Here is a 22310-nt window from a genome sequence, read left to right as displayed (position 1 = left end):
GGAAGGTTTTCATTGCCATTTTTCATTGTGAATATATTTAAGTTATATTACTATATTTTATATAAGGGAATTTTAAATACACGAAAAATAGGGATTTTGAAAAAGAAAATTTAATTTTATGTATTGTAATTTTAGTTGAAGAGGATGTATGCTAGATGGATTTTCATCTTTTAAAAAATGAGATAGAAAACATGAGTTCTTGGTGGCATAAGTTGATTTTTGTATGTAATGTTGAATCTATAGTGGACGAAATAGTTAGTTTAAATTCAGATATTGAAGTATTGAATGTAAATCTAATATTAAGTGAATCACTAGTGACTGTTTCAAAAAATAAATATCCACTTTATGTTGAAGAAGCTATGCAAAATAAGATTAATAATCCATCTAAAATATATTTACTTCAATATATTGATATTTTATTTGATCCGGTTTTACAAATTAATTCAATTCGTTTGTTAGAAAACATAAGCAAACGAAATAAACTCATTGTAATATGGCCGGGAATATATAAAAATGGGCAGTTGATTTATGCTGAGAATGGACATCCAGAATATTATTCAAATGGTAATTTTGAAGGGAAAGCAATTACGAATTAAATAAAGGAAGTGTTGTAAGGATGTTAAAATATGGAGATTTAATAAAGTTTGAAGCAGTTGAATCGGTTGTTCAACTAAAAGAAGCAAATGATACAGACTATGCAATTTCACTATTAAATACATATGTTATTTCAGATAATATGGCAGAAAAACTAACAAATGAGATTATTGAAAATATTCAATTCGATCGTTGGGTTGATAATAAAGGAATGCTTATTGTTGGTAACTATGGAACGGGTAAATCTCATTTAATGAGTGTTATTTCTACAATTGCAGAATTACCAGGAGCAAGTGAGCACTTACGACATAAAGAAGTAGCTGAAAAGGCAAAGGAAATTGAAGGAAGGTTTCAAGTTGTTCGTGCCGAATTTGGTGCAGTTACAATGCCGTTACGCGATATCATTTGTCGTGAATTAGAAAGTGGATTGGAAAAAATGGGGATTGATTATACTTTCCCAGCAGCGGATCAAGTTACTAATAACAAAGAAATGTTTTATGAAATGATGGAATTGTTCCATGAGCAATATCCAGATAAAGGACTACTTTTAGTAATTGATGAGTTACTTGACTATTTACGTGGTCGTAAAGAACAAGATTTGACTTTAGATTTAGGCTTTTTACGTGAAGTAGGAGAAGTATGTGGTAAATCTCGCTTCCGTTTTATTTCTGGTGTACAGGAAAGGTTATTTGATAATCCTAAACTTAGCTTCGTTGCTGATTCACTTCGTCGTGTGAAAGAGCGTTTTAAAGAAGCACGCATCGTTCGTGAAGATATAGCGTTCGTTGTATCTGAACGTTTGTTAAAGAAAAACGATGAACAAAAAGCATTGGTTCGTGAACATCTGAGTAAATTCACAAAATTGTACAATGGATTAGCGGAAGATATGGAAACGTTCGTAAATATGTATCCAATTCACCCTTCCTATCTTGAGACATTTGAAAAGGTAAATATTGCTGAAAAGCGTGTTGTACTTCAAACAATCAGTAAAGAAATTAAAAAATTATTAATGCTTGAAGTCCCTGAAGAAGCTACAGGGCTAATCTCTTTTGATCGTTATTGGCAATACATTGAGGAAGATTCGTCTCTTCGCACAAATGATAATGTAAAGTTAGTTATGAATAAAGTTGAAATGTTAAAAGGATGTATTCAGACAGGTGTGAAGCGTCAATACAACAATATAGCAAAGCAGCTAGTTAACGCATTAGCTGTATATCGTTTAACGACGGACGACTTAAAGACACCAATTGGTCTTACATCTGAATCATTACGTGACAAATTATTTATAAATCACTCTATGCTATTAGAGTTAGATGAAGACGCAGCCGAATTTTTAATGACAATGATTGAAGCAGCTATGAAAGATTTAATGACTGCAGCGAGCTTCCAATTTGTTTCGTTAAATAAAGATAATGGTCAATATTATATTGATATTGCGAAAGTGACGGCAGTTGATGAGTTAATTCAACAACGTGGGGAAGGTTTAGCAGATAACCAGCTGGATAGTTATTACTTTCAAGTATTAAAACAAGCAACAGAAGTAGCCGAAACATCTTACGTGAATGGCTATAAAATTTGGCTACATGAAATTCCATGGATTGATCGTCGTGTCAAACGACAAGGATATATATTCTTTGGAGCACCAAACGAACGCTCTACAGCGCAACCTGAACGCGATTTTTATATTTATATGCTTCAACCATTTGAAGAACCTAAGTTTAAAGATGAACAAAAAGAAGATGAAGTGTTTTTCCGTTTGATTAAGAAAAATGAAGATTTTGTTAATCTGTTGCGCTTATACAGTGGTTCATGTGAAATGTATAATGATACAACAACAAATCGTCATCTATATAAGCCGAAAATGGATGACTATTTGAAGAAGCTCGTAAAGTGGTTAAAAGAAAACTTTGTTGAAGCCTTTGAAATCGTATATAAAGGAAAGCATGCAGATGTTTTAGAGCATGGATTTTTCCTTCCAAGCAATCCTGATACACTAATTCAAATTATTGATTCTGTTTCACAAGATTTACTTTCACAATGGTTCGAAGTAAAGTATAGTGAATACCCAACATTCCGTAAATTGGATAAATCATATGTTACAAAATCAAATATGCACACATACGTAAAAGATGCGTTGGAGTATTTAAATGGAAAGAAAACAAGCCAAGGAGAAGTGATTTTAAATGGCCTTGTTATTCTTGATAATAATGAAAAATTAACTATAAGAAACTCTGGTTATGCGAAGTGGGTATTAGAGCTACTAAATCAAAAAGAACCGGGACAAGTATTAAATCAAAATGAATTAATAGAAGTCATTAATACAGTGCAAGGCACGCCAGATCAAAGATTAACAAAACAGTTTGCAATGGAGCCAGAATTAATAGTAGTTGTGCTAGCATCTTTAATTCAAAGTGGTGAAATCGTTGTTACTGTAAATGGTACAACATACGAAGCAATGAACTTTACTGAGTTTGTTCGTTTGCCGATAAATGACTTAACATACTTTAGTCATATTAAAAAGCCAAGTGGTTTACCCGTTCCAACAGTGCAAGCCTTAATTGATATGTTTGGTGGAAAACCAATTGACTTTACTGATCTAGATTCTGTAGATTTTTCTATTAAAAAAATTATCTCTAGAGCGAAAGAAGAAACAAATAAAACAGTTGAGATGATTGCTAACATTCGAAACCAATTCGTAATTTGGGATGGACAGTTATTCTCATCGGAAGAGAAAGAAGAAAAGATTGCAAAGTTAAGTAGTTTAAGTGAATTTTTACAAGGGTTACAAGTTTACAATACTCGTGCTAAAATGGTGAACTTGAAATATGATGTACAGCGTATTGAAAAAGAGAAAGAGCACTTAACAATTGTTCGTCAGCTTGAGAAGTTGCAACAAAAGATTAATGAGTATACAAAAGTGGCGAATTATTTAGCACAAGCAAGATATATTGTGTCACCAAGGCAAGAGTGGATATATGACGTCGACTTGTCTCTTGGGAATTTAAGTAGTGCCTTAAAAAATGGTGAAGATTGTTCTAGAGAAGTGACAGAACTTGAAAAACTGAAAAAAGAATATATTGAACATTATATAGGACTTCATCAAGCTGCACGATTGAATGCCACAGAGAACAAGAAGAAATCAGAACTTCTAAAGGATTCGCGATACGATGCTTTAAATACATTAGCTTCTAAGATATCGTTCTTACCTCGTCAAGCCTTTGATGAGTGGCAAATGAGTTTAAAAGTATTGAAAGATTGCTATAACCTGACAGTGGAAAAAATGCAACATACGCCGGAGTGCCCACATTGTAGATTTAATCCACGGGAAGAACAAAATAAAGTTAAACCCTCATTGTTACAGTTAGAAGATCAATTAGGAGAGCTTTTAAATTCATGGACAGAAACACTATTAACAAACTTTAATGATCCGATTGTAAAAGAAAGTATTGAGTTACTTGAATCTGAACAAAGAAGTTTAATAAATGAGCTAATTGAAAATAAAGCATTTACACTTCCAATCTCATTAGGTTTAATTAATGCTATTAAGGCGGTCCTTAAGGGTATTCATAAAGAGCAAATTGGAATGGAACAGCTTATGAAAGCATTTGGAGGTGGAAATCCTATCACAGTGGATGAAGCGCGTAAAAATTTTGATATGTTATTAAAAGCTTTAATTGGTACAAATGAACCAAACCGCGTTCGTTTAACGGTTAAGAAATAAGTGGGGGGAAACAGATTTGGATAAAGATACGAAACAACTATCACTGTTAGACGAATATACTCAAGTAGACAACAATCCCGTTGTCTGCTTGAGTATGACGTTTGAAAATGATCAAGCGCGTCGGGAATATTTTCGAAATGAATTGCGAAAATTGCTTCCGGAATTAAAGGGAATAGAAGGATTTCCTATTGGAGAAGACGAGGATATTATTGCATTGTCAGATCCACCGTACTATACAGCGTGCCCTAATCCATGGATTAATGACTTGATTAAGGAATGGAAAGGAGAAAAAACAGATATATATGGTACAGATGAGTTTGAGGAATACCATCGTGAACCCCTTGCAGCTGATGTAAGTGAAGGTAAAAATGATCCGATTTATAATGTGCATAGTTATCATACGAAAGTCCCGTATAAAGCATTAATACGGTATATACTTCATTATACTAAACCTGGTGATATCATTTATGATGGTTTTTCAGGAACAGGCATGACTGGATTAGCTGCACAAATGTGTAATAATCCTGATATTCTAAACGGTTTAGGATATAAAATTCAAGATAATAACATTATTAATGATGGAGAAGTTTTTTCACAAATCGGGTTGCGAAAAACTGTACTAAATGATTTATCTCCAATTGCTACATTTATAAGCAAAAACTTTAATAGCTCCTTCGATTTAGAAAGCTTTAATTCAAAAGCACAAACGGTTTTAAATGAATTAGATAGGCAATGTTCTTGGATGTATGAAACTAACCATGTACTCGATAATCAAGAACAATATGATGCAAATGGTAAAAAAATAAAAGGGAGAATTAACTTTACCATATGGTCCGATGTTTTTATTTGTCCTGAGTGTTTAGATGAAATGATTTTTTGGCATTCGGGAATAGATAGAGAAAATGGAAAAGCTAAAGAAAATATAGAATGTAATTCATGCGGATGTATAACAACTAAGAGGAACTTGGAACGTGCATATCATAGTATTTATGATGAGGGTACTGGTGAAGTAATAAGTCAAGCTAAACAGGTACCAATTCTAATAAATTATTCAGTCGGTAAGGGTAGGTACGAAAAAACAGTTGATAACGATGATCTAGAGCTATTAGATAAGATTCAAAAGTACCAACATAATTTATGGTTCCCTTCTTATCAATTACCAAATGGATATAATACAGCACAACCAATAAAAAGTCATGGGTTTACAAACATACATCATTTCTATACAAAACGAAATTTAATAGCTTTATCGGTATTAAAATCTATAATTGAGCTTCAAAATTATGAGAGTTTAGAATTTTTATTTACAAGCATGCTGCAACGAGCAACCCTGATGAGTAGGGTTCACTTAAAAAACTTTTTCTTTGGAGGTGGAGGATATAATGCTGGTTATTTAACTGGAATATTATATATTTCTTCTTTACCAATAGAAACGTCGATTATAAAACAGGTGGAAGACCGTATTAAAGGTTTTTTAAGAGGTTTTAAAGGGATAAATACTAATAAAGAAAATTTAGTTATAGGTACAGGCTCAATGACAAATTCGCAAGTTTCAGATAACTCTGTTGATTATATTTTTACAGATCCTCCGTTTGGTGGGAATATTATGTACTCAGAATTAAATATAATCTGTGAGTCTTGGATGAAAATATTCACTAATAGTACATCTGAAGCAATAGTGAATCCGGTTCAAAATAAAGCAATATTAGAATATCAAGGCTTGATGTATAGTTGCTTTAAAGAATATTATAGAATTTTAAAACCTGGTCGTTGGATGACTGTAGAATTTAGTAATTCTAAAGCAAGTGTATGGAATGCGATTCAAGAAGCTATTCAAAAAGCTGGTTTTATTATTGCTAATGTTGCAGCACTGGATAAGAAGCAGGGAAGTTTTAAAGCTGTGACTTCTACAACGGCAGTAAAACAAGATTTGGTTATTTCTGCTTATAAACCTAAGAAAGAAAATATCGAAAAAATGAAAGAGGAACAAAATACAGAAGAATCTGCTTGGACCTTTGTAAGGCAACATTTAGAGCAGTTGCCAATATTTATAGGTATTAAAGGCGAAGCGCAAATTATTTCAGAAAGAACACCTCGTATCTTATTCGATCGCATGGTAGCTTACCATGTTCAAAATGCTTTATCTGTTCCAATTTCATCTGCCGAGTTTCAATCGGGTGTTGTACAGCGATTCCCAATGCGTGATGGTATGGCATTCTTGGAAAGTCAGGTTGCTGAGTATGACAAGAAGCGTACGCTAGTAAAAGAATTTGCACAGATGAGCTTATTCGTATCTGACGAAAACAGTGCGATTGAATGGATTCGCCAGCAGCTGTTGAAGAAGCCACAAACACGTCAGGACTTGCATCCAAACTATATGAAAGAAATTCAGCATATCGCGAAGCATGAATTGCTTCCTGAGTTGGACGACTTATTGCACCAAAACTTCCTACGTTATGAAGGGGATGGCGGAGTACCGGATCAAATTGCTTCTTATTTAAGAAGAAATTATAAAGATTTAAGAGGCTTGGAAGCAAATGATACTGTGTTGATTGAAAAAGCGATGAAGCGTTGGTACGTACCAGATCCAAACAAGCAGGCAGACTTAGAAAAACTTCGTGAGAAATCATTACTTCGTGAGTTTGAAAGCTACTTAGAAGAGCTTGAGAATAGCAAGAAAAAGCTAAAACAATTCCGTACGGAAGCGATTCGTGCAGGATTTAAGAAAGCATATAGTGAAAAGGAATTTGAGCAGATTGTGAAAGTTGGAGATCGTCTTCCTGAAAAAATAATTCAAGAAGATGATAAGTTGTTAATGTACTATGACAATGCTTGTATTCGTTTAGGACTATAGTAGGTGATGATGATGGGGAATTGGCGTGATGGAATACTGAAAAAATTTCAATATCAAAACAGCAAAATGATATTAGTCTATGATCAAGATTTTCTTTTAAATGACGAATTACTTTTAAATCATTTAAAAGAGAATGGTTATGAAGTTATTCATTTTGAAGATAGCGTTTCTTTTCGGTATTTGTACGAACAGCAATATCGTGAGTCATTAAAGTCTGATACATTATTGGTATACACAAATGATGATATTAAGTTTCCGTACGAGTATGTAAAGGGTAACTTTAGTATGAAGATTGATATCAATACAATCTTTCCAAAGTTTTCCGCGCCAATACTTCGAAGTATAAACCGTGAAGATTTAGATGCCTTGTTTACTGTGCATGCACAGTATCAAGGCTCTTCTTCTAATAAAGATACTTTGGAGTATATCGTAAAACATTTATATAAAATATCATATGAAATTATTGATAGTGAAGTGGAATTGTACAAGCTTTTTCTTTTTCTTCATTATAGGAAGAAAGAAATACCTCAGGTTGTACAAGAGTTTCTTATAGAAAAGTTGAATCAGTGTAAAGTGTTTCATAAGTTACCGATGGAAAAATTGATTTCTTCAGCTGGATTTTTTTATGGGTTTTTAGAGGAACAATGGTCTTGTTTTGTATCTGAATATACAAAGTGTGAGAGTGAGAAAATCTCGGAACCTGCGTCGTTATGTAAAATACATCCATTTATAAATGATGATGTATGGAGACTAATGGCTAACTTATTTATGGAAGGGATCGTTTCAAAAGTAAAGAAAGGTTCACTTTTACAAACCCCTAATTGGATGAAGATAGGAATTGAGGAAGAATCTAAATCAGAGACGCTTCACGAAAAGCTAAACCACATTAGTAAAAGGGTTAACGAGAAACTTGCAAGGATTAAGTTGTATAAAGACTGGATTGAGTTAATTGATTTGGTTGCTGAATATAAGTACACTGCATTGGAAAGTAATGATACAGTATGTGTGGAAGAGGCAAACACATTAATGATGAAAGTAAATCAGAACTTCCAAGATTGGATGTTAAAACAGTATCATACTTTAATAAGTTTGCCTCCAATTCCAAAACCGAAGATGGTTCATCATGTTCCACATGTATTGCATGCACAAAGAAGAGACAATGAAAAGGTAGCTCTGTTAGTACTGGATGGCATGAGTTTTATTCAATGGAAACGTATAAAAAAACACTTGAAAGAAAATGGTTTTTCTTTTGAGGAAAATGGTATATTTGCATGGGTACCGACACTTACTTCTGTATCTCGACAAGCTATTTTTTCAGGTAGCATTCCATTTACATTTAGTAATACAATAAAAACTACTGCGGCAGAAGAGAAGTATTGGAAAGCTTTTTGGGAAAAGCAAGGTATGTTAAAGCAATATGTAGCATATCAAAAAGGATTAGGTACAGAGGATTATAGTAGGGAGAATATTCTTGCGTTAAAAAGAAATTCTGTGAAAATATATGGAGCGGTGATTGATGTGATTGATAAGTTCACACATCACGCAGTTTTAGGTGAAAAAAGTTTAGTTTCTAATTTAGAAATATGGTTACAGACCAATTATCTCGTAAACTTGTTAGCTGATTTAATAAAAGAGAATTATACTATTTATCTCACTGCTGATCACGGTAACACGATAGCTAAAGGAATTGGACGGATTTCAGAAGGTGTTTTAGTGGATCAAAAAGGAGAAAGAGTACGAATATATAGTGACCCAATACTTTATGAAGATTCGGCATCTAAAATTGATGCAGTGAGTTGGAATAATGCTGGTCTTCCTGAAAATTACAATGTTCTCTTATCTCAATATGGCCAAGCTTTTGTTCAAAAAGGTGAAGGAATTGTAACGCATGGTGGAATCAGTATAGAAGAAGTAGTTGTACCTTTTATTAAAGTACAACAAAATTAAGGAGAGGATATTTCATGACCAAACCTGTTGGATTTGATCAAAAGGTATTATTGCATCATTTAGATTTTACAGCGAACCATACCAAAAAATATTCTCGCAAAGATATGTATGAAGTGCTAGATGGTTATTTACGAAACGATATTACAGGAGCGAAGTCTAGAAAAAACGCTGTTACAATGTTAATGAAAATATGGTATTTAGTTGATAAGGATTTAATCGAGATTCGTGATAGAGTTTTGGAAGTATTACCCGTGTTAACAAAAGAAGAGCGTGTGTTTGTACACTGGGGAATGACATTAGCAGCTTATCCATTTTTTAAAGATGCTGTACATGAGCTAGGAAAGTTGTTTCAATTACAAGATACAGTTCCTAGTACAGTGATTGGAAAAAGAATGAAAGAAGAGTATGGTGATAGGCGGAGAGTAGAAGTAGCTACTAGCGCTGTAATAATGAGTATAAAGGCGTGGGGAATTATAATTCCAACTAAAAACCGCTCGTATCAGTTACCAGAAAAGATATTCATTAGTAATCCGGTTCTACATGTGTTTATTGTAAAAATAATGTTATATGTTTTAGAGAATACAGCATTACAACTTGATATAATACAAAGCCATCCTATGTCATTTCCATTTGGTCATGAATTCAATTTGTTTGAATTACGTCAATGTGAAGAGGTAACGTTACACCATCAAGGAGTAGATACGTTAATAGTAGAGTGTAAGAGAAGTTAAACCTTATTCATTGGTGAATAAGGTTTTCTTATGAATAGAGGGGGGATTGTTCATGATGAAAGTAGGTGAAATTGTCTCAAGTTCACAGTTTCCTGAAAGTGTAGAAATAAAAAAATGTGAAGCTTTTGGAGAATACGTCATTATTGAGGCAATTGGTCAAGAAACAAATAAGTATTATGAAATTATGTTAGAGCAAGAAAAGATTCATGATTTTAAACATTTAAAACAAGAAAAGGAAGTTGCAAACTTAAAAGCGTTAGATGTTCAAAGATACATACAATATGTATTGTTAAAAAATGAAGTGAAATTCTCTAAAACAAGAGCATTAGGGAACAAGAATTTATTACCGTTACCGCACCAAATTGAAGCTGTATATGGGAAAATGCTTCAAGTGCCACACGTTCGTTTTTTATTAGCTGATGATCCAGGTGCTGGAAAAACGATCATGTCTGGAATGCTCATTAAGGAGTTAAAAGCAAGGTTAAGTGTTGAACGAATTTTAGTTTTAGTACCCCCGCTTGTATTGAAGCAATGGCAAGAAGAATTGGAACAGAAATTTGATGAGCATTTTCATATTATTAATCGAGCGGTGCTGAAGGAGTACGGTGGTAAGAATCCGTTTATATCCAATAGATTGTGTTTAACTTCTATGTACTGGGCTATGAGGGATGATGTAAAGGCGTTAATTCAAGAAGCGCAGTTTGATTTGGTAATTGTTGATGAAGCGCATAAGATGGCGGCGTATACACATGGGACGGTTAAAAAGAAAACATTTCGAACAAAGTTATATCGGTTAGGGGAATCACTTCTAAGAAAAACAAATCACTGTTTATTACTAACTGCAACACCGCATAAAGGTGATTCTGAAAACTTTAGACACCTAATGAGGTTAATCGATGAAGATATTTTCTCCAGTAGTAAGACAACTGAAAGTTTAAAAGAAAAAACGAATCCGTTTATTATTCGGCGTTTAAAAGAAAACTTAAAGAATTTTGATGGCACTCCACTATTTCCAAAAAGAACTACGAAAACAATTCAATTTAATTTAACAGATGAAGAATTAGCATTATATGATGCAGTAACTGAATATGTTCGAGAGTATTTTAATCGTGCAATGAATAATGGCAGTAATAGTACAGCATTTGCGATGATGTTATTGCAGCGTCGATTAAGTTCTTCTATTGATGCGATTTATTTATCTTTAAAAAGAAGATATAATCGACTAATTAAGCTATATAAACAAACAGAAGCTGAACGCAATAAGTATATAAAGAAAATGAAAACCCTCGAAACAGAAAACTACTTAGAAGAAGGTAGCGATATTCAAGAGAAAATAGAACTTCAACTTGAGAAATCAATTGATGTTATTGATACAAAAGAATTGAAAAAAGAATTGATTGTATTGAAAAAGCTTATTCAGCAGGCTGAAAATATTAAGTTGTATGTTGTGGAGAAAAAATATCAAGAGTTAGAAGAGACATTATTTGGAGCGAGTGGGCTTTTAAATCATAATGAAAAGATTTTAATTTTTACGGAATCTGTAGATACTTTGAATTATTTAGAAGAAAAGCTTTTGAAACGGGTACCGAAAATAGCGAAAATTATTGGAAGCTTGTCTATGGAGCAACGCCGGAAACAAGTTGAAATGTTCCGTAATGAATGTCAAATTATGATAGCTACAGATGCTGGTGGAGAATCTATTAATCTTCAGTTTTGTAATCAGATGATAAATTATGATATTCCATGGAATCCGAATAAGCTAGAGCAGCGTATGGGGCGTATTCATCGTATTGGGCAAAAAAATGAAGTGTTTGTTTTTAATTTAGTAGCGCAAAATACGCGTGAAGGTAGTGTAATGACTAAATTACTAGATAAAATGGAGTTGATGAAATCAGATTTAGGATCTGATCTTGTATATGATTTTATGGGTGATATTCTGGAAGATCATTATGATAGTTTAGCAGATTTAATGCAACAAGCTATTATAAAACGTGAACACCTTGATGAAGTCATTGCTGGTATGGAAAAAACTTTATCTGAAGAACATCAGAAGCTGTTAGCTTTAATGAATGAAGAGCGAATGACTGAAGATAACGTTGATCTTACAAATTTAAAACGTGAGAAAAATGATTTAACTGTTCAAATGATACCAAAGCGTACATTTACAGATTTAGCAACATATGTTTTAGAAAAAAAACGTGTGCGTATTTTCAAATCTCAAGATGGGAAAGTTATGCGTATTGAGCGTTTGCCAAAGTTTATACGAGATTACATTCCAGAGTTACAAGATTATCAAGGAGATAGCTATCGTTTTACAAATTCAATAGAATTTGAAGAAGCTGAATTACCAATGATAACTGAAAGTCATCCGTTATTTAATGCAACTTTGGAATTGATGAAAAAAGAAGTGGAAGGTCGGACATGGCATTGTTATACTGTGACAGCTCATGTTCCCGAAAATCTATATGTGGAAATCTATCATGTAAGTATTGTGGATGGTACAGGGGAAGAATTAGAAAATCATTATATTCATCTTGCAAGACGAGAAAATGGAGAATTTATTACGTTGGATCAAGGCTGGATCTTTGCTAATGATTTTATCAATAATGGATTTTATATAGAAACAGATGCCACTAGTCAATGTATGAGTGAAGTAATGAAGCAATCTATCATAGTCCGAGATAACATTTTAACAAAGAGAGAAAAACAGTTAAATAAACTAGTAACATTTCTGGAGAAGACATTTAATCAACAATATCGTGAAACGCTAGAAAGACTAGAGGTATATCAGCAGGAAAACCTTGATAATCGGAATAGTGCTCTAATAAATCAAATGAATGCGCAACTCATTGATTTGGATATAAAAAAAGAAGAACGCTTAAATATAATTTATCGTCAAAAAAATATTTCTATGAAGCCTCCAAAGAAAATCATATCAATGAAATTAATACCAAATGGTGTATGTGATAGAGTAGTAGCAAAAGATTATTATGAAGCTGTAATGAGTTATGAAAGAGAAAATGGTCGTTTAAATATAAAAATGTTTAATAATTTAGGTTTGGTAGATTATTATAGCGAAAGATTTAATGGAGAAGAGCGCTATATTATTCTTACAAGAAATGAGCAGTATACTCCTAGTGATTTTTATGTTGAGGATCTTAATGACATATTAGAAAAGGTATATGTTTATGTAGTGAAAGATGGGGCTGTTGTGGAAGAGAAAGCGATGAAGGATATAGTAGTTATAGGCTAGTTCAAAATGGGGATGAATTTATAAATTTAAACTATGGAGGGGATGAAAGTTTGAGTTGGTTAGTTGGAATAATGCTAGTGATATTAATTTTTTCCTCGTCTTATGCTTTGTATTATTACCGTAAAGAAAAATTAAAAGACATAGATCGAACGAATATACCAATTGCTGCAGCTAAAGACGTAGTAATTGAGGAAAAAGACATGCGAATATATAAAGAAAATCCGATACCCTGGCAGTTTATTAAGATGGATAATGAGTATCAAGGTAAAGAGATTCCATTAAATGAGGAGTTAAAAGATTCAATTGTTTCTATGATGAACATGAGTAAAACTGAGGTTTTCAGGAATATGGGGAGAGGGAAAGAAATATATGAGCTTGTATTTACTGACGAAATAAAAATGGAATTTAAGAAAGGTACTATTCATTTAATGGATTCAGTGAGGAATGCAGGATTTAAGAGAGGTATGGCAGTTGATGGGACAGGAAAAATAGTCGCGCAAGCAGAGTTGAAAAAAATGAAATTTAAGCCTGGACAATTAAAGAATTTAGCTATTGGTGTTGCTACTGTTATTGTATCTCAAGAACATTTACAGGAAATTAAACAGGAACTTAGTGTATTGAATAAAAAAGTTGATGAAGTCATAGGTATGATGAAAAATGAATATGTAGGTAGAGCAAAAGGGACATCTCGTTATATAAAGGATAATCTTTATCCTTTATATAACAGCTATAGTTGGACCGACTCTAATAAAATAGAGTTAGAAAGAAGATATCATCAAACAATAGACGATATAGAAATTTTGTTGGAAAATTTAAAGTCAATGAAGGATGGGATAGATCGTATTAAAAAGAGCGTTTGGATAAGTTATAAGGAGGAGTATGAAAAAATTGAGAGTTTATCTCGCGATTTTAAAAATCAAGAAGAGGTTATAGAGGTAAGCTTACAAAATGCAATATTACTTTTTAAATATAGACAGTTACATGGTCTGGATATTGCTATAGAAAAAAATACTAGGGAATCCTTAGAGGAATTATATAGAAGTTTCATTGAGGCTCATAATGATTTTCAAAAAGAAATAAAAAAATTCATAGCTGATTTTAAAATTAAATTTTTCACTTCAAAAAATGAAAATGAAATAAGGAATAGATTAACCAGGAAATTAAGTGGAGATTATAAAGAGAGAAAAGATAACTTAAATTCCTTAAATTCAATTAGTAATCCATATGTATCTATTAAGATAGAAATTTTAAATGGAGAGGTTGTTGGATTAAAGAAATAAAATTCTTTGATAGATTATTCTTAGGAATAATGTCTAGAGATAAATATTAGATTATATGCTTATGGATATAAAGGTTAGTTTGCTAATAATAAATTTCTTTTGTGAAAGTGCTATTAGGAAAATTTATAGATAGGTGTAGGATAATCAAAAAGAATTTCTAATAATTACTATTAAAAGATCGGTATTATGACCGAGCTACTAGAGGTAGAATTACTTATACATCTGCCGTTTGCTATATCCGTACCAGAATCCATTTGGGGAGACGATCAAATTATAGAACATAATTCGGATGGTAGTATTCGTTTTCATGCAACAATGAGTGGGAAAGAATCGATAAAGAAATGGATTTTGGTATGGGAGCGGCTGTGGAGCTAATAAAAACTGATAGCTTAAGAGATAACATGATTAAAGAAGAGAGAAAATTGTTAGAGTTATACGAAAAGTAAAACGAAATATATTTAAGGAAGTTTATGCATATGATAATAATAGATTTTATGGAACTCCAATCACTCAGTAAGATTTTTAGGTGATTGGAGTTTTGGTATACAAAAAAATTCATATATAAGAAATTTTGTAATTATGTGACGTTATAATTACCGGAAAGATTGTTAATATGGAGATATAACAATAATTATATTAAGAAAAGGAGAGTAGGGTTATGCAGGATATAAAATTGTTTTTGATTTATTTATTTTTAATTGTATTAGGAGGGGCGATATCTTATTTTCTTATCAATAAAGTGATCTTCCCGTTTTTAGAGAAAATTGGGGAAAAAGGCGCAAAAAGATTAATGAGGAAGTCAAAACAAACAATTAAAAATGTTTTGATTGTGTTTGAAGGGTTGGTTATCATTGCGACAATGTTCCTAAGCTATTTTGCTTTCCAGGTTATTATTGGGGCGGATATAGAAAAAATGCAATGGTCAATTTTAAGTGTAGTATGTGCTTATCCAGTATTTGTTGTAATAGTTAGTCGGATTAAATTGGACGTAGAAAAAGAAATAGGTACTTTTAATAGTATTATTAAAAAAATGGTAGCAAAAATTAATAAAGATAATTATTTGATAAATAGATTAGACATCTTATTTGGGAAAACTACACTTAGTTTAATGATTCATATCACAATAATATGTGTTTTGTTTGTTGGGGCAGTCAATTTTAAACATATGCCATATCAAATTTACTATATAGTGATCATTATATTACCCATTTCCTTAATAACTTTTATATACTTTACTGATCGTGATTTAGTCTCACAAAATATGAGAAGAATCCTTAGTTACTTTTTATTAATGATGATAGCGCTTGGAAAAGGCTATAATGATTTTAAAATTTTGATGGGAATAGATACTCCTAATCAATTTAACGATTATTTCGTATTTCTTTTTTTGACCGTATTTATTGCAATGGATAGGTTGATAAAGAGTATTGTGGATGATTACATTGCTTATCATGGCCCACAGAAAAAAGAATCTTTGAATGATAAAGGTGAATAAAGTTGAACAGCTATTATTATGAAGTACTTTGCAAAGTAGACGAAGATCATTGAATAAATCGATGGTATTAAACAAAAGTCATATAGTTTTTAAGAAGCCACTAAGTGAACAAAATTCAATATTTATTAGTGGCTATTTGTTATGAATTTTTAGAGTAATATTCCGTTACTGTAAATGACTTGCAAGTGGCCTGCTAATTGATATGCTAAATTTTATATACCTATAACTTCTGCACCTTCTTTAACAAATAAACTGTTTTCTTCCTGTACTATGTTACTTTCGTGTACTCGAAGTTTATAATCGTCATGATCTTTACTTTGAGCGGTCCAAACTTTGAATTTTTTTCCTTCTTCTTTTAATTTCTTGTTTGGTTCATTTGTATACACTATCTTAGTTTGCACTTAATTCCCCTCCCAAATTATGTACATTATTTAAATGTTTATGTTATGAGGATTCAATGGGATTTCCAAGTTAAGTCCTCATACTATTAAATATACCTCATAATACATTTTGTAACAAATATACAAGTTATATGAAGTTGAGATGTTGAGAAAAATTAAAAGTAAGATAAAGTGAAAGGTATTAGAATAGTTATCTTTGTCTATGCTGAGAGTCTTCCTAATCCAAGTAACCGACAACTAACCCCTCCTAAGCCCCTTACAAGCCCCTACCAAGTAATAAATCACTAAGAAAAAACACAACAAAACAAAAACACCAACAAACACCGTAGTAGTAGTCGAAAAAAAATTTGAAATAACACGCCAAAAACCCAGCCCTCCTTCCTATATATAGTACAAAGAGGAATTTTCATTTTTGAATGAGGACGGGAGGAATTAGGATGGCGGTGTATCGTAATGTGCAGGTGAATTTTTGGCAGGATGATTTTGTTTTGGATTTGACGCCGGAGGAGCGGTATTTTTATGTGTATTTATTGACTTGTTCGAAGACGACGCAGTGCGGGATTTTTCCTTTTCCGAAGCGGTTAGCTGAGATGGAGACGGGTTATAATCGGGAGACTGTTGATAAGCTTGTGCAGCGTTTTGTTGATTATGGGAAGATTCTTTATGATGCGGATACTCGGGAGTTATTCGTTTTGAATTGGCTTCGTTATAATCCTGTGACGAATACGAATGTGGAGAAGTGTGTGCTTCGTGAGCTTAAGGGTGTGAAGAATAAGGAGTTTATACATATGTTTCTTCAGAAGTGCGTAGAGGAGGAGCTGAATGTTCCGATGCTTTTAGCGCATTTCGGTATGCCTGATGATTTGACTGTGGATGATGTTGAGCCGATTTGTGAGGAGACAGAGGAAGAAGAGGTTGTAGAGGAAGAAACGGGAAGTCGCGTGTTTTCTTTTTATGAGCAGCATTTCGGTAGTTTGTCACCTCATACTGTAGAGGAATTGAGTGCGTGGATGGAAGATTTGTCAGAGGAGCTTGTGCTGAAGGCTCTTCAAATTGCGTTTGAGAATAATAAGCGGACGGTTGCTTATGTGAAGGGAATTTTGAGAGGCTGGCACGGGAAAGGATTTACGAAAGTGTGTGAGGTTGAGGCGGATACAGCTAAGTTTAGGAATAAGGAGTCGTCTGTTAGTACGGGGGAGACGGAGGAGTTTTTGGCGAGGTGTGAGGAGTGGGAGAAGAATGCGCCGTCTGAGGAAGAGTTGCAGCGCTTTTTAGCGGAGCGCGGGTGGCGTCCATGAGTATTCAAAATGTGGAGGCGGAAAAGACGGTGTTAGGTTCTCTATTAATTGATGGAGAGCTTATTAAGGAGTGCCGTTTGACGGAGCAGTATTTTTCTCTGTCAGTGCATAAGTCTATATTTCAGTTAATGCGAACAATGGAAGAAGATGGGCAACCGATTGATCTTGTGACGTTCATTTCTCGGGTAGATCCGAAATTTTTAGAGGGGATCGGGGGAATGGAGTATTTTATAGGGTTAATGGATGGTGTGCCTACTACTAGCAATTTTTCTTATTATGAGGGGCTTGTTCGAGGTGCATGGAAAATGTATCAGGCTGGTGTTCTCGGGCACAAGATGGGAGAGCGTCTTATTGCGGAGAAGAGTGAGAAAGTTATCGGTCAGACGATTACGGCACTTTGTGAGTTAGAGGAGAAAGACTCTGTATGTGAGTTTGATTTGAAGGATGCGCTAGTTGATTTATATGAAGAGCTTCATCAAGATGTGAAGGAGATTACTGGTATTGAGACTGGTTATACATCGTTAAATAAAATGACGTGCGGATTGCAGGAAGGTGATTTTGTCGTTCTTGGTGCGCGCCCTTCTATGGGGAAGACTGCGTTTGCGCTTAATGTTGGATTGCATGCGGCGAAGTCTGGAGCGGCGGTTGGATTGTTTTCGTTAGAGATGAGTAGTAAGCAATTGTTAAAAAGGATGGCATCTTGCGTAGGTGAAGTGTCAGGAGGTAGGCTGAAAAATCCGAAGCATCGTTTTGCGATGGAAGATTGGGAGAAGGTAAGTAAGGCGTTTGCGGAGATTGGTGAGTTGCCATTTGAGATTTACGACAATGCAGGCGCTACGGTACAAGATATTTGGATGCAAACTCGTAAGTTAAAGAGGAAGCACGGTGATAAAAAGATTTTAATTATTGTAGATTACTTGCAGCTTATTACGGGCGATCCGAAGCATAAGGGCAATCGATTTCAAGAAATTAGTGAGATTTCTCGTAAGCTTAAGTTATTAGCACGTGAGTTAAATGTTTGTGTAGTAGCGTTATCACAGTTATCTCGTTCTGTAGAGTCGCGGCAAGATAAGCGTCCGCTTTTATCAGATTTAAGAGAGACGGGCCAAATTGAGCAAGATGCGGATGTCATTATGCTTATGTATCGCGAAGATTATTACGATAAGGAAACGAAGCAGAAAGAGATGACGGAGATTCATGTGGCAAAGCACCGGAATGGGCCTGTGGGGAGTTTTAAGCTGAGGTTTTTGAAGGAGTTTGGTCGGTTTGTGGAGATTGGATGATAAAATAGAAGAAAGCATATAAAAAGGTAAAGGAGTGGTTACGGATGACAAAAGTAGGTCGTTTATATGAACAAGAGAAGCAAGAAGAAATTGATAAAGCACTTTCGGCAGCTGGAATGCTCTTTAAAGGAATGAGTGTAGAAGAAATAGCTAAAAAATTAGATGTAACAATTGAAAAGGTGAAAGAGTGGGAGAAGCGTTTATCTCATTAATCGCCGGGGGAATGGCAGCGTTTGTATAAATTTATATAAAAATAGCCGACTGTTTACTATATAATAGTCGGCTATTTTTGTACGGAGAAGTTGTTAGGTTTAATACGCAAATCTTTTGGTTTGCTCTTGAATATGTTCCTCATTTCCCCATAAAGAAAGATCTTCTCTCTGCAGTAATCCATTGCTGCAAGTCATCTTGGCTACGTCGGACAAGTCGATTTACTAAAACATCATGCCATACATAATCCTCTAATAAGTATATATGAACGGGGTCATCTGTATAAAAAGCAATATTACGCTCTTCAAGTGATGGTCCATAAATCATCTCTTTAGAATCTATCGATACAATAAACCAATGTTCTGTAGACAAGGTTTCTGTATAAGGTGTTATGCGATGGGCTTCTAGATTTTTAATGGGATTTTCAACATGCAGGGTAATACCTTGTATTGAAACTTTATCAGCTACTTCAGATAGATCTTCTTTTAATGCTTCATACATCTCATCCCACATTGAAATGACAATACGTCGTTCTGCTTTTTTTATTAATGCCTGACAATAGCTAATGATTGTTTGATTGTCTTTTAAAGTAATCACTCGATTATCCGTTTTTTCCTCGGAAGTTTCTAGTTTTTTTAATGAATCACTTATTCCTTCGTAAGTAGACTGCCATTCTGTTTGCGCCTTCTGTAAAAAGATTTCAACAGGTAGAGGTGAATAGCGAGTGGTGTCATTTATTTCTTCCTTCATGACAATTCCTTTTTCTACAAGGTTACCTAAAATCTCATAAATTCGCGCTCTTGGGACACCCGAATCCTTACTCACTTGGTAGGCTGTGACAGGCCCTTGTTTAACAAGAGATACATAAGATTTAGCTTCATATTCATTGAAACCAATTTTTTTAAGCTGTTGCACTATGTAGTCCACTTTTTTCGTCCTCCGATGTTTGCTTTTATCCCGCTTTAACGGGTAGTAAGACTCCCACCTCAAAATTCAGCGGAAGCAAAGAAGTTAGGTGGGGATCAACTGCCCGTAAAAGCCCGATTGGTTCAACTAATAATCAGTGGGGGATGAACAAACCCCCCCACTGATTAAAGTTTCACTTTATATTTCAACGTTACAATAACTCTTTACATTTAGCAAATTGATAGTTACTATTACAATAGTGACTAAAGGGGAGGCTACTCGTATGGATTTTTATTTAGACCCATCTGTATTAATGATTTTGATTGTTTTTGGATTTGTAGCTGCATTTATTGATTCAGTTGTAGGTGGTGGTGGACTCATTGCTTTACCAGCTTTATTATTTACAGGATTGAATCCAGCAAGTGCAGTAGCCACGAATAAATTAGCATCGACAATGGGGAGTGCAACTAGTAATATTGTGTTTTATCGTTCTGGTAATCTTGATTTGAAATCGGCGTTTAAATTATTTCCAATCACTTTCATAGGTTCCATAATAGGGGCATGGACCGTTCATTTAATGAACCCAGAAGTACTGAAGCCATTAATGCTGATCATGCTTGGTGTGGTCGCTATTTATACGATATTCAAGAAGGATTGGGGAAGTATTTCCACTCATAAAAAATTGTCTGGTCGACACGTCATTATTTTTACCTTTTTTATTTTTGCTATTGGTTTTTATGATGGATTTCTAGGTCCTGGTACAGGTTCATTTTTAATGTTTTCTCTTTTATTTATTGGGTATGATTTTTTAAAAGCAGCAGGTACTGCGAAGTTTCTTAATTTAGGAAGTAACGTTGGTGCATTGTTGATGTTTATGTATGTAGGGCAAGTAAACTATGTGTATGGTTTTATAATGGGAGTTGCTCAAATTGCTGGAGGAATCGCCGGCTCCAGATTTGCTATAAAAAAAGGAAGCGGGTATGTTCGTGCTCTTTTCATTACAGTAACTTGTTTATTGTTAGCGAAAAATCTGTATGACTATATTCAGTAAGTAATTAAAGAACGTAGAAAAGGTTAAATACGCAGATTACATAAAATATAAGAAGACACTAGGGAGAAAATTCTTTTTAACGTTTTTTAGATGCTACCTTATTTGAAGATAGCATCTAAAAAGAAAATCTAATTGAAGAGAATGAAAATAATATAAACTCATATTTTCTATATAAAATTTCATTTGTTTTGTTTACATAATATCTTTACAATCATTTGATAAAATATATGTAACTGCATATTGTGAGGGTGGGTGGTTATCCCTTCTTTCCATTTGGAAGGAAAGGGGGTGATAATATGGAGTTTTTGTTTGACCTTGTAAAAGAATTTGTAAAAGCGACTGTACGTGAAGTTTCAGCGTATTTTTTGCGGAAGCAACTTCTGGGTAAGGACAACAAAAAACCCACTCCGCGCCGTAGGAAGCAAAAGGGTGGGTTTCGTAAAAAATAGTAACGTATAATAACCACCACCCTATACGGTAGCAGTTAGGGAAGAGATGTTAGCGCATCTCTTCTTTTTATTATATGCCAATTTATTCGCTGTCACACTTATATAATATTCTACCGAAAATATATCATACTCCTACTTTATGGTCAATTTGATTCCATGATTGAAAAGGTGTAGTCTTATTCTTTTTCAAACTGAAAAATATCCTGGTTAATAAGTTGGTGAAGATACCTATCCATTTCAGCAGCAGAAACTTTTCTTTCATTTTTAAACCACCATGCGCTTAATGAGGTGATTGCCCCTGAATAAAATTCAATGATTAAATCATTTGGCATCGTATGATTTTTGCGCAGTTGATGTAACGCTTCTATTTCTTGTTTTCTCGTTTCGTGACTTAAATACTGTGTCCGGTTAATGAATTGTTCATCAGACATTTGCGTTTCTAATATTTTACCGATTTCTTCATGGTGTAGGAATTGTTCCATTACTTGAAATGGTTTACTTAATCGATCTGAAACTGGTATTTCAGCAATCATCTTGCTATATCGTTTAAATCCAAATGCTAATAAAGCATCTTTATCTTCGAAGTGTTTATAAAAGGTTGTTCGGTGTACCATTGCGCGGTCACATATTTGGTTAATCGTGATCGTACTATATTTCTGTTTTGATTGCGTCATTAATTCAAATAAGGAATCCCATAGTAATTTATGTGTACGTCTAATACGTAAATCAATTTGTTTTTCATTATCGTTCATCTACACTTCTCCTTTTTTGTAGATTAAATATACAGTGGCTGAAAATTGATTCTCCCTTTTTAATCTACATATGTATATTATATTA

The 22310-nt window shown here is 33.7% G+C and carries 16 protein-coding genes and 1 pseudogene; 14 read left to right on the top strand and 3 right to left on the bottom strand.

What is annotated here, in order from left to right:
• The first annotated feature begins 155 nt into the window (after positions 1-155).
• From brxF to F3I02_RS30495, 9 genes and pseudogenes are all read left to right on the top strand, one after another.
• The gene (gene brxF, locus F3I02_RS30535; protein ID WP_098215392.1) at positions 156-596 is read left to right on the top strand and encodes a BREX-3 system P-loop-containing protein BrxF; all 441 of its coding nucleotides are present in this window, start codon (positions 156-158) and stop codon (positions 594-596) included.
• A gap of 20 nt (positions 597-616) precedes the next feature.
• A complete protein-coding gene (locus tag F3I02_RS30530) occupies positions 617-4315 on the top strand; it encodes a DUF6079 family protein (protein ID WP_098215393.1) in 3699 nt (1232 codons plus the stop codon).
• Positions 4316-4331: 16 nt separating this feature from the next.
• Complete coding sequence (locus F3I02_RS30525) at positions 4332-7169, top strand: DNA methyltransferase (protein WP_230876908.1); 2838 nt, start codon at positions 4332-4334, stop codon at positions 7167-7169.
• 12 nt (positions 7170-7181) lie between these two features.
• Positions 7182-9116 carry a BREX-3 system phosphatase PglZ gene (gene pglZ, locus F3I02_RS30520; RefSeq protein WP_196478727.1) on the top strand — a complete coding sequence of 645 codons (1935 nt, stop codon included), beginning with the start codon at positions 7182-7184 and terminating at the stop codon, positions 9114-9116.
• A 14-nt stretch (positions 9117-9130) separates the two neighbouring features.
• Positions 9131-9847: a hypothetical protein gene (locus tag F3I02_RS30515; RefSeq protein ID WP_098215395.1), complete on the top strand. Its 717-nt coding sequence runs from the start codon at positions 9131-9133 to the stop codon at positions 9845-9847.
• Between the two features lie 52 nt (positions 9848-9899).
• Positions 9900-13100 (top strand): DEAD/DEAH box helicase, encoded by a 3201-nt coding sequence (locus F3I02_RS30510; protein ID WP_196478726.1) that lies wholly within the window; start codon positions 9900-9902, stop codon positions 13098-13100.
• Between the two features lie 50 nt (positions 13101-13150).
• Positions 13151-14380 carry a hypothetical protein gene (locus tag F3I02_RS30505; RefSeq protein WP_196478725.1) on the top strand — a complete coding sequence of 410 codons (1230 nt, stop codon included), beginning with the start codon at positions 13151-13153 and terminating at the stop codon, positions 14378-14380.
• A gap of 174 nt (positions 14381-14554) precedes the next feature.
• A pseudogene (locus tag F3I02_RS30500) lies at positions 14555-14826 on the top strand (WYL domain-containing protein); the annotation flags it as partial.
• A 212-nt stretch (positions 14827-15038) separates the two neighbouring features.
• A complete protein-coding gene (locus tag F3I02_RS30495) occupies positions 15039-15875 on the top strand; it encodes a hypothetical protein (protein WP_230876907.1) in 837 nt (278 codons plus the stop codon).
• A 212-nt stretch (positions 15876-16087) separates the two neighbouring features.
• Here the strand turns inward: F3I02_RS30495 and F3I02_RS30490 are convergent, their stop codons facing one another.
• The gene (locus tag F3I02_RS30490) at positions 16088-16276 is read right to left on the bottom strand and encodes a hypothetical protein (protein WP_196478723.1); all 189 of its coding nucleotides are present in this window, start codon (positions 16274-16276) and stop codon (positions 16088-16090) included.
• Positions 16277-16713: 437 nt separating this feature from the next.
• On the opposite strand from F3I02_RS30490, the gene F3I02_RS30485 reads away from it, so the two are divergent.
• From F3I02_RS30485 to F3I02_RS30475, 3 genes are read left to right on the top strand one after another with little or no spacing between them, the layout of a single operon-like run.
• Positions 16714-17574 (top strand): DnaD domain-containing protein, encoded by an 861-nt coding sequence (locus F3I02_RS30485; protein ID WP_044306443.1) that lies wholly within the window; start codon positions 16714-16716, stop codon positions 17572-17574.
• Entirely contained in the window at positions 17571-18857 is a 1287-nt protein-coding gene (dnaB, locus tag F3I02_RS30480) for a replicative DNA helicase (RefSeq protein WP_196478722.1), read from the top strand. The genes F3I02_RS30485 and dnaB overlap by 4 nt, the downstream gene beginning before the upstream one ends.
• A 44-nt stretch (positions 18858-18901) precedes the next feature.
• Positions 18902-19069, top strand: a complete 168-nt coding sequence (locus F3I02_RS30475) for a hypothetical protein (protein WP_000169783.1) — start codon at positions 18902-18904, stop codon at positions 19067-19069.
• Between the two features lie 139 nt (positions 19070-19208).
• Here the strand turns inward: F3I02_RS30475 and F3I02_RS30470 are convergent, their stop codons facing one another.
• Positions 19209-19994 carry a TrmB family transcriptional regulator gene (locus F3I02_RS30470; protein ID WP_016513681.1) on the bottom strand — a complete coding sequence of 262 codons (786 nt, stop codon included), beginning with the start codon at positions 19992-19994 and terminating at the stop codon, positions 19209-19211.
• A 262-nt stretch (positions 19995-20256) separates the two neighbouring features.
• Between F3I02_RS30470 and F3I02_RS30465 the strand changes: the two genes are divergently transcribed.
• Positions 20257-21024, top strand: coding sequence for a TSUP family transporter (locus tag F3I02_RS30465; protein ID WP_000348439.1), 768 nt, complete (start codon positions 20257-20259; stop codon positions 21022-21024).
• A gap of 296 nt (positions 21025-21320) precedes the next feature.
• A complete protein-coding gene (locus tag F3I02_RS30460) occupies positions 21321-21473 on the top strand; it encodes a hypothetical protein (protein WP_000394757.1) in 153 nt (50 codons plus the stop codon).
• Between the two features lie 176 nt (positions 21474-21649).
• On the opposite strand, the gene F3I02_RS30455 is transcribed toward F3I02_RS30460, so the two are convergent.
• Entirely contained in the window at positions 21650-22225 is a 576-nt protein-coding gene (locus tag F3I02_RS30455) for a TetR/AcrR family transcriptional regulator (RefSeq protein ID WP_136999598.1), read from the bottom strand.
• Between the last annotated feature and the right edge of the window lie 85 nt (positions 22226-22310).

The organism is Bacillus sp. SRB3LM (assembly GCF_015712745.1).
Classification (GTDB): Bacteria; Bacillota; Bacilli; order Bacillales; family Bacillaceae_G; genus Bacillus_A; species Bacillus_A thuringiensis_K.
Note: the sequence above shows the minus strand (reverse complement) of the source record. Positions and strands in the feature narration are given on the sequence as shown.

Coding starts and splice junctions, on each gene's coding strand:
- F3I02_RS30510 (WP_196478726.1), top strand. CDS start 9,900: ATGATGAAAGTAGGTGAAATTGTCTCAAGTTCACAGTTTCCTGAAAGT.
- F3I02_RS30460 (WP_000394757.1), top strand. CDS start 21,321: ATGGAGTTTTTGTTTGACCTTGTAAAAGAATTTGTAAAAGCGACTGTA.
- F3I02_RS30495 (WP_230876907.1), top strand. CDS start 15,039: ATGCAGGATATAAAATTGTTTTTGATTTATTTATTTTTAATTGTATTA.
- pglZ (WP_196478727.1), top strand. CDS start 7,182: ATGGGGAATTGGCGTGATGGAATACTGAAAAAATTTCAATATCAAAAC.
- F3I02_RS30465 (WP_000348439.1), top strand. CDS start 20,257: ATGGATTTTTATTTAGACCCATCTGTATTAATGATTTTGATTGTTTTT.
- F3I02_RS30515 (WP_098215395.1), top strand. CDS start 9,131: ATGACCAAACCTGTTGGATTTGATCAAAAGGTATTATTGCATCATTTA.
- dnaB (WP_196478722.1), top strand. CDS start 17,571: ATGAGTATTCAAAATGTGGAGGCGGAAAAGACGGTGTTAGGTTCTCTA.
- F3I02_RS30530 (WP_098215393.1), top strand. CDS start 617: ATGTTAAAATATGGAGATTTAATAAAGTTTGAAGCAGTTGAATCGGTT.
- brxF (WP_098215392.1), top strand. CDS start 156: ATGGATTTTCATCTTTTAAAAAATGAGATAGAAAACATGAGTTCTTGG.
- F3I02_RS30455 (WP_136999598.1), bottom strand. CDS start 22,225: ATGAACGATAATGAAAAACAAATTGATTTACGTATTAGACGTACACAT.
- F3I02_RS30475 (WP_000169783.1), top strand. CDS start 18,902: ATGACAAAAGTAGGTCGTTTATATGAACAAGAGAAGCAAGAAGAAATT.
- F3I02_RS30485 (WP_044306443.1), top strand. CDS start 16,714: ATGGCGGTGTATCGTAATGTGCAGGTGAATTTTTGGCAGGATGATTTT.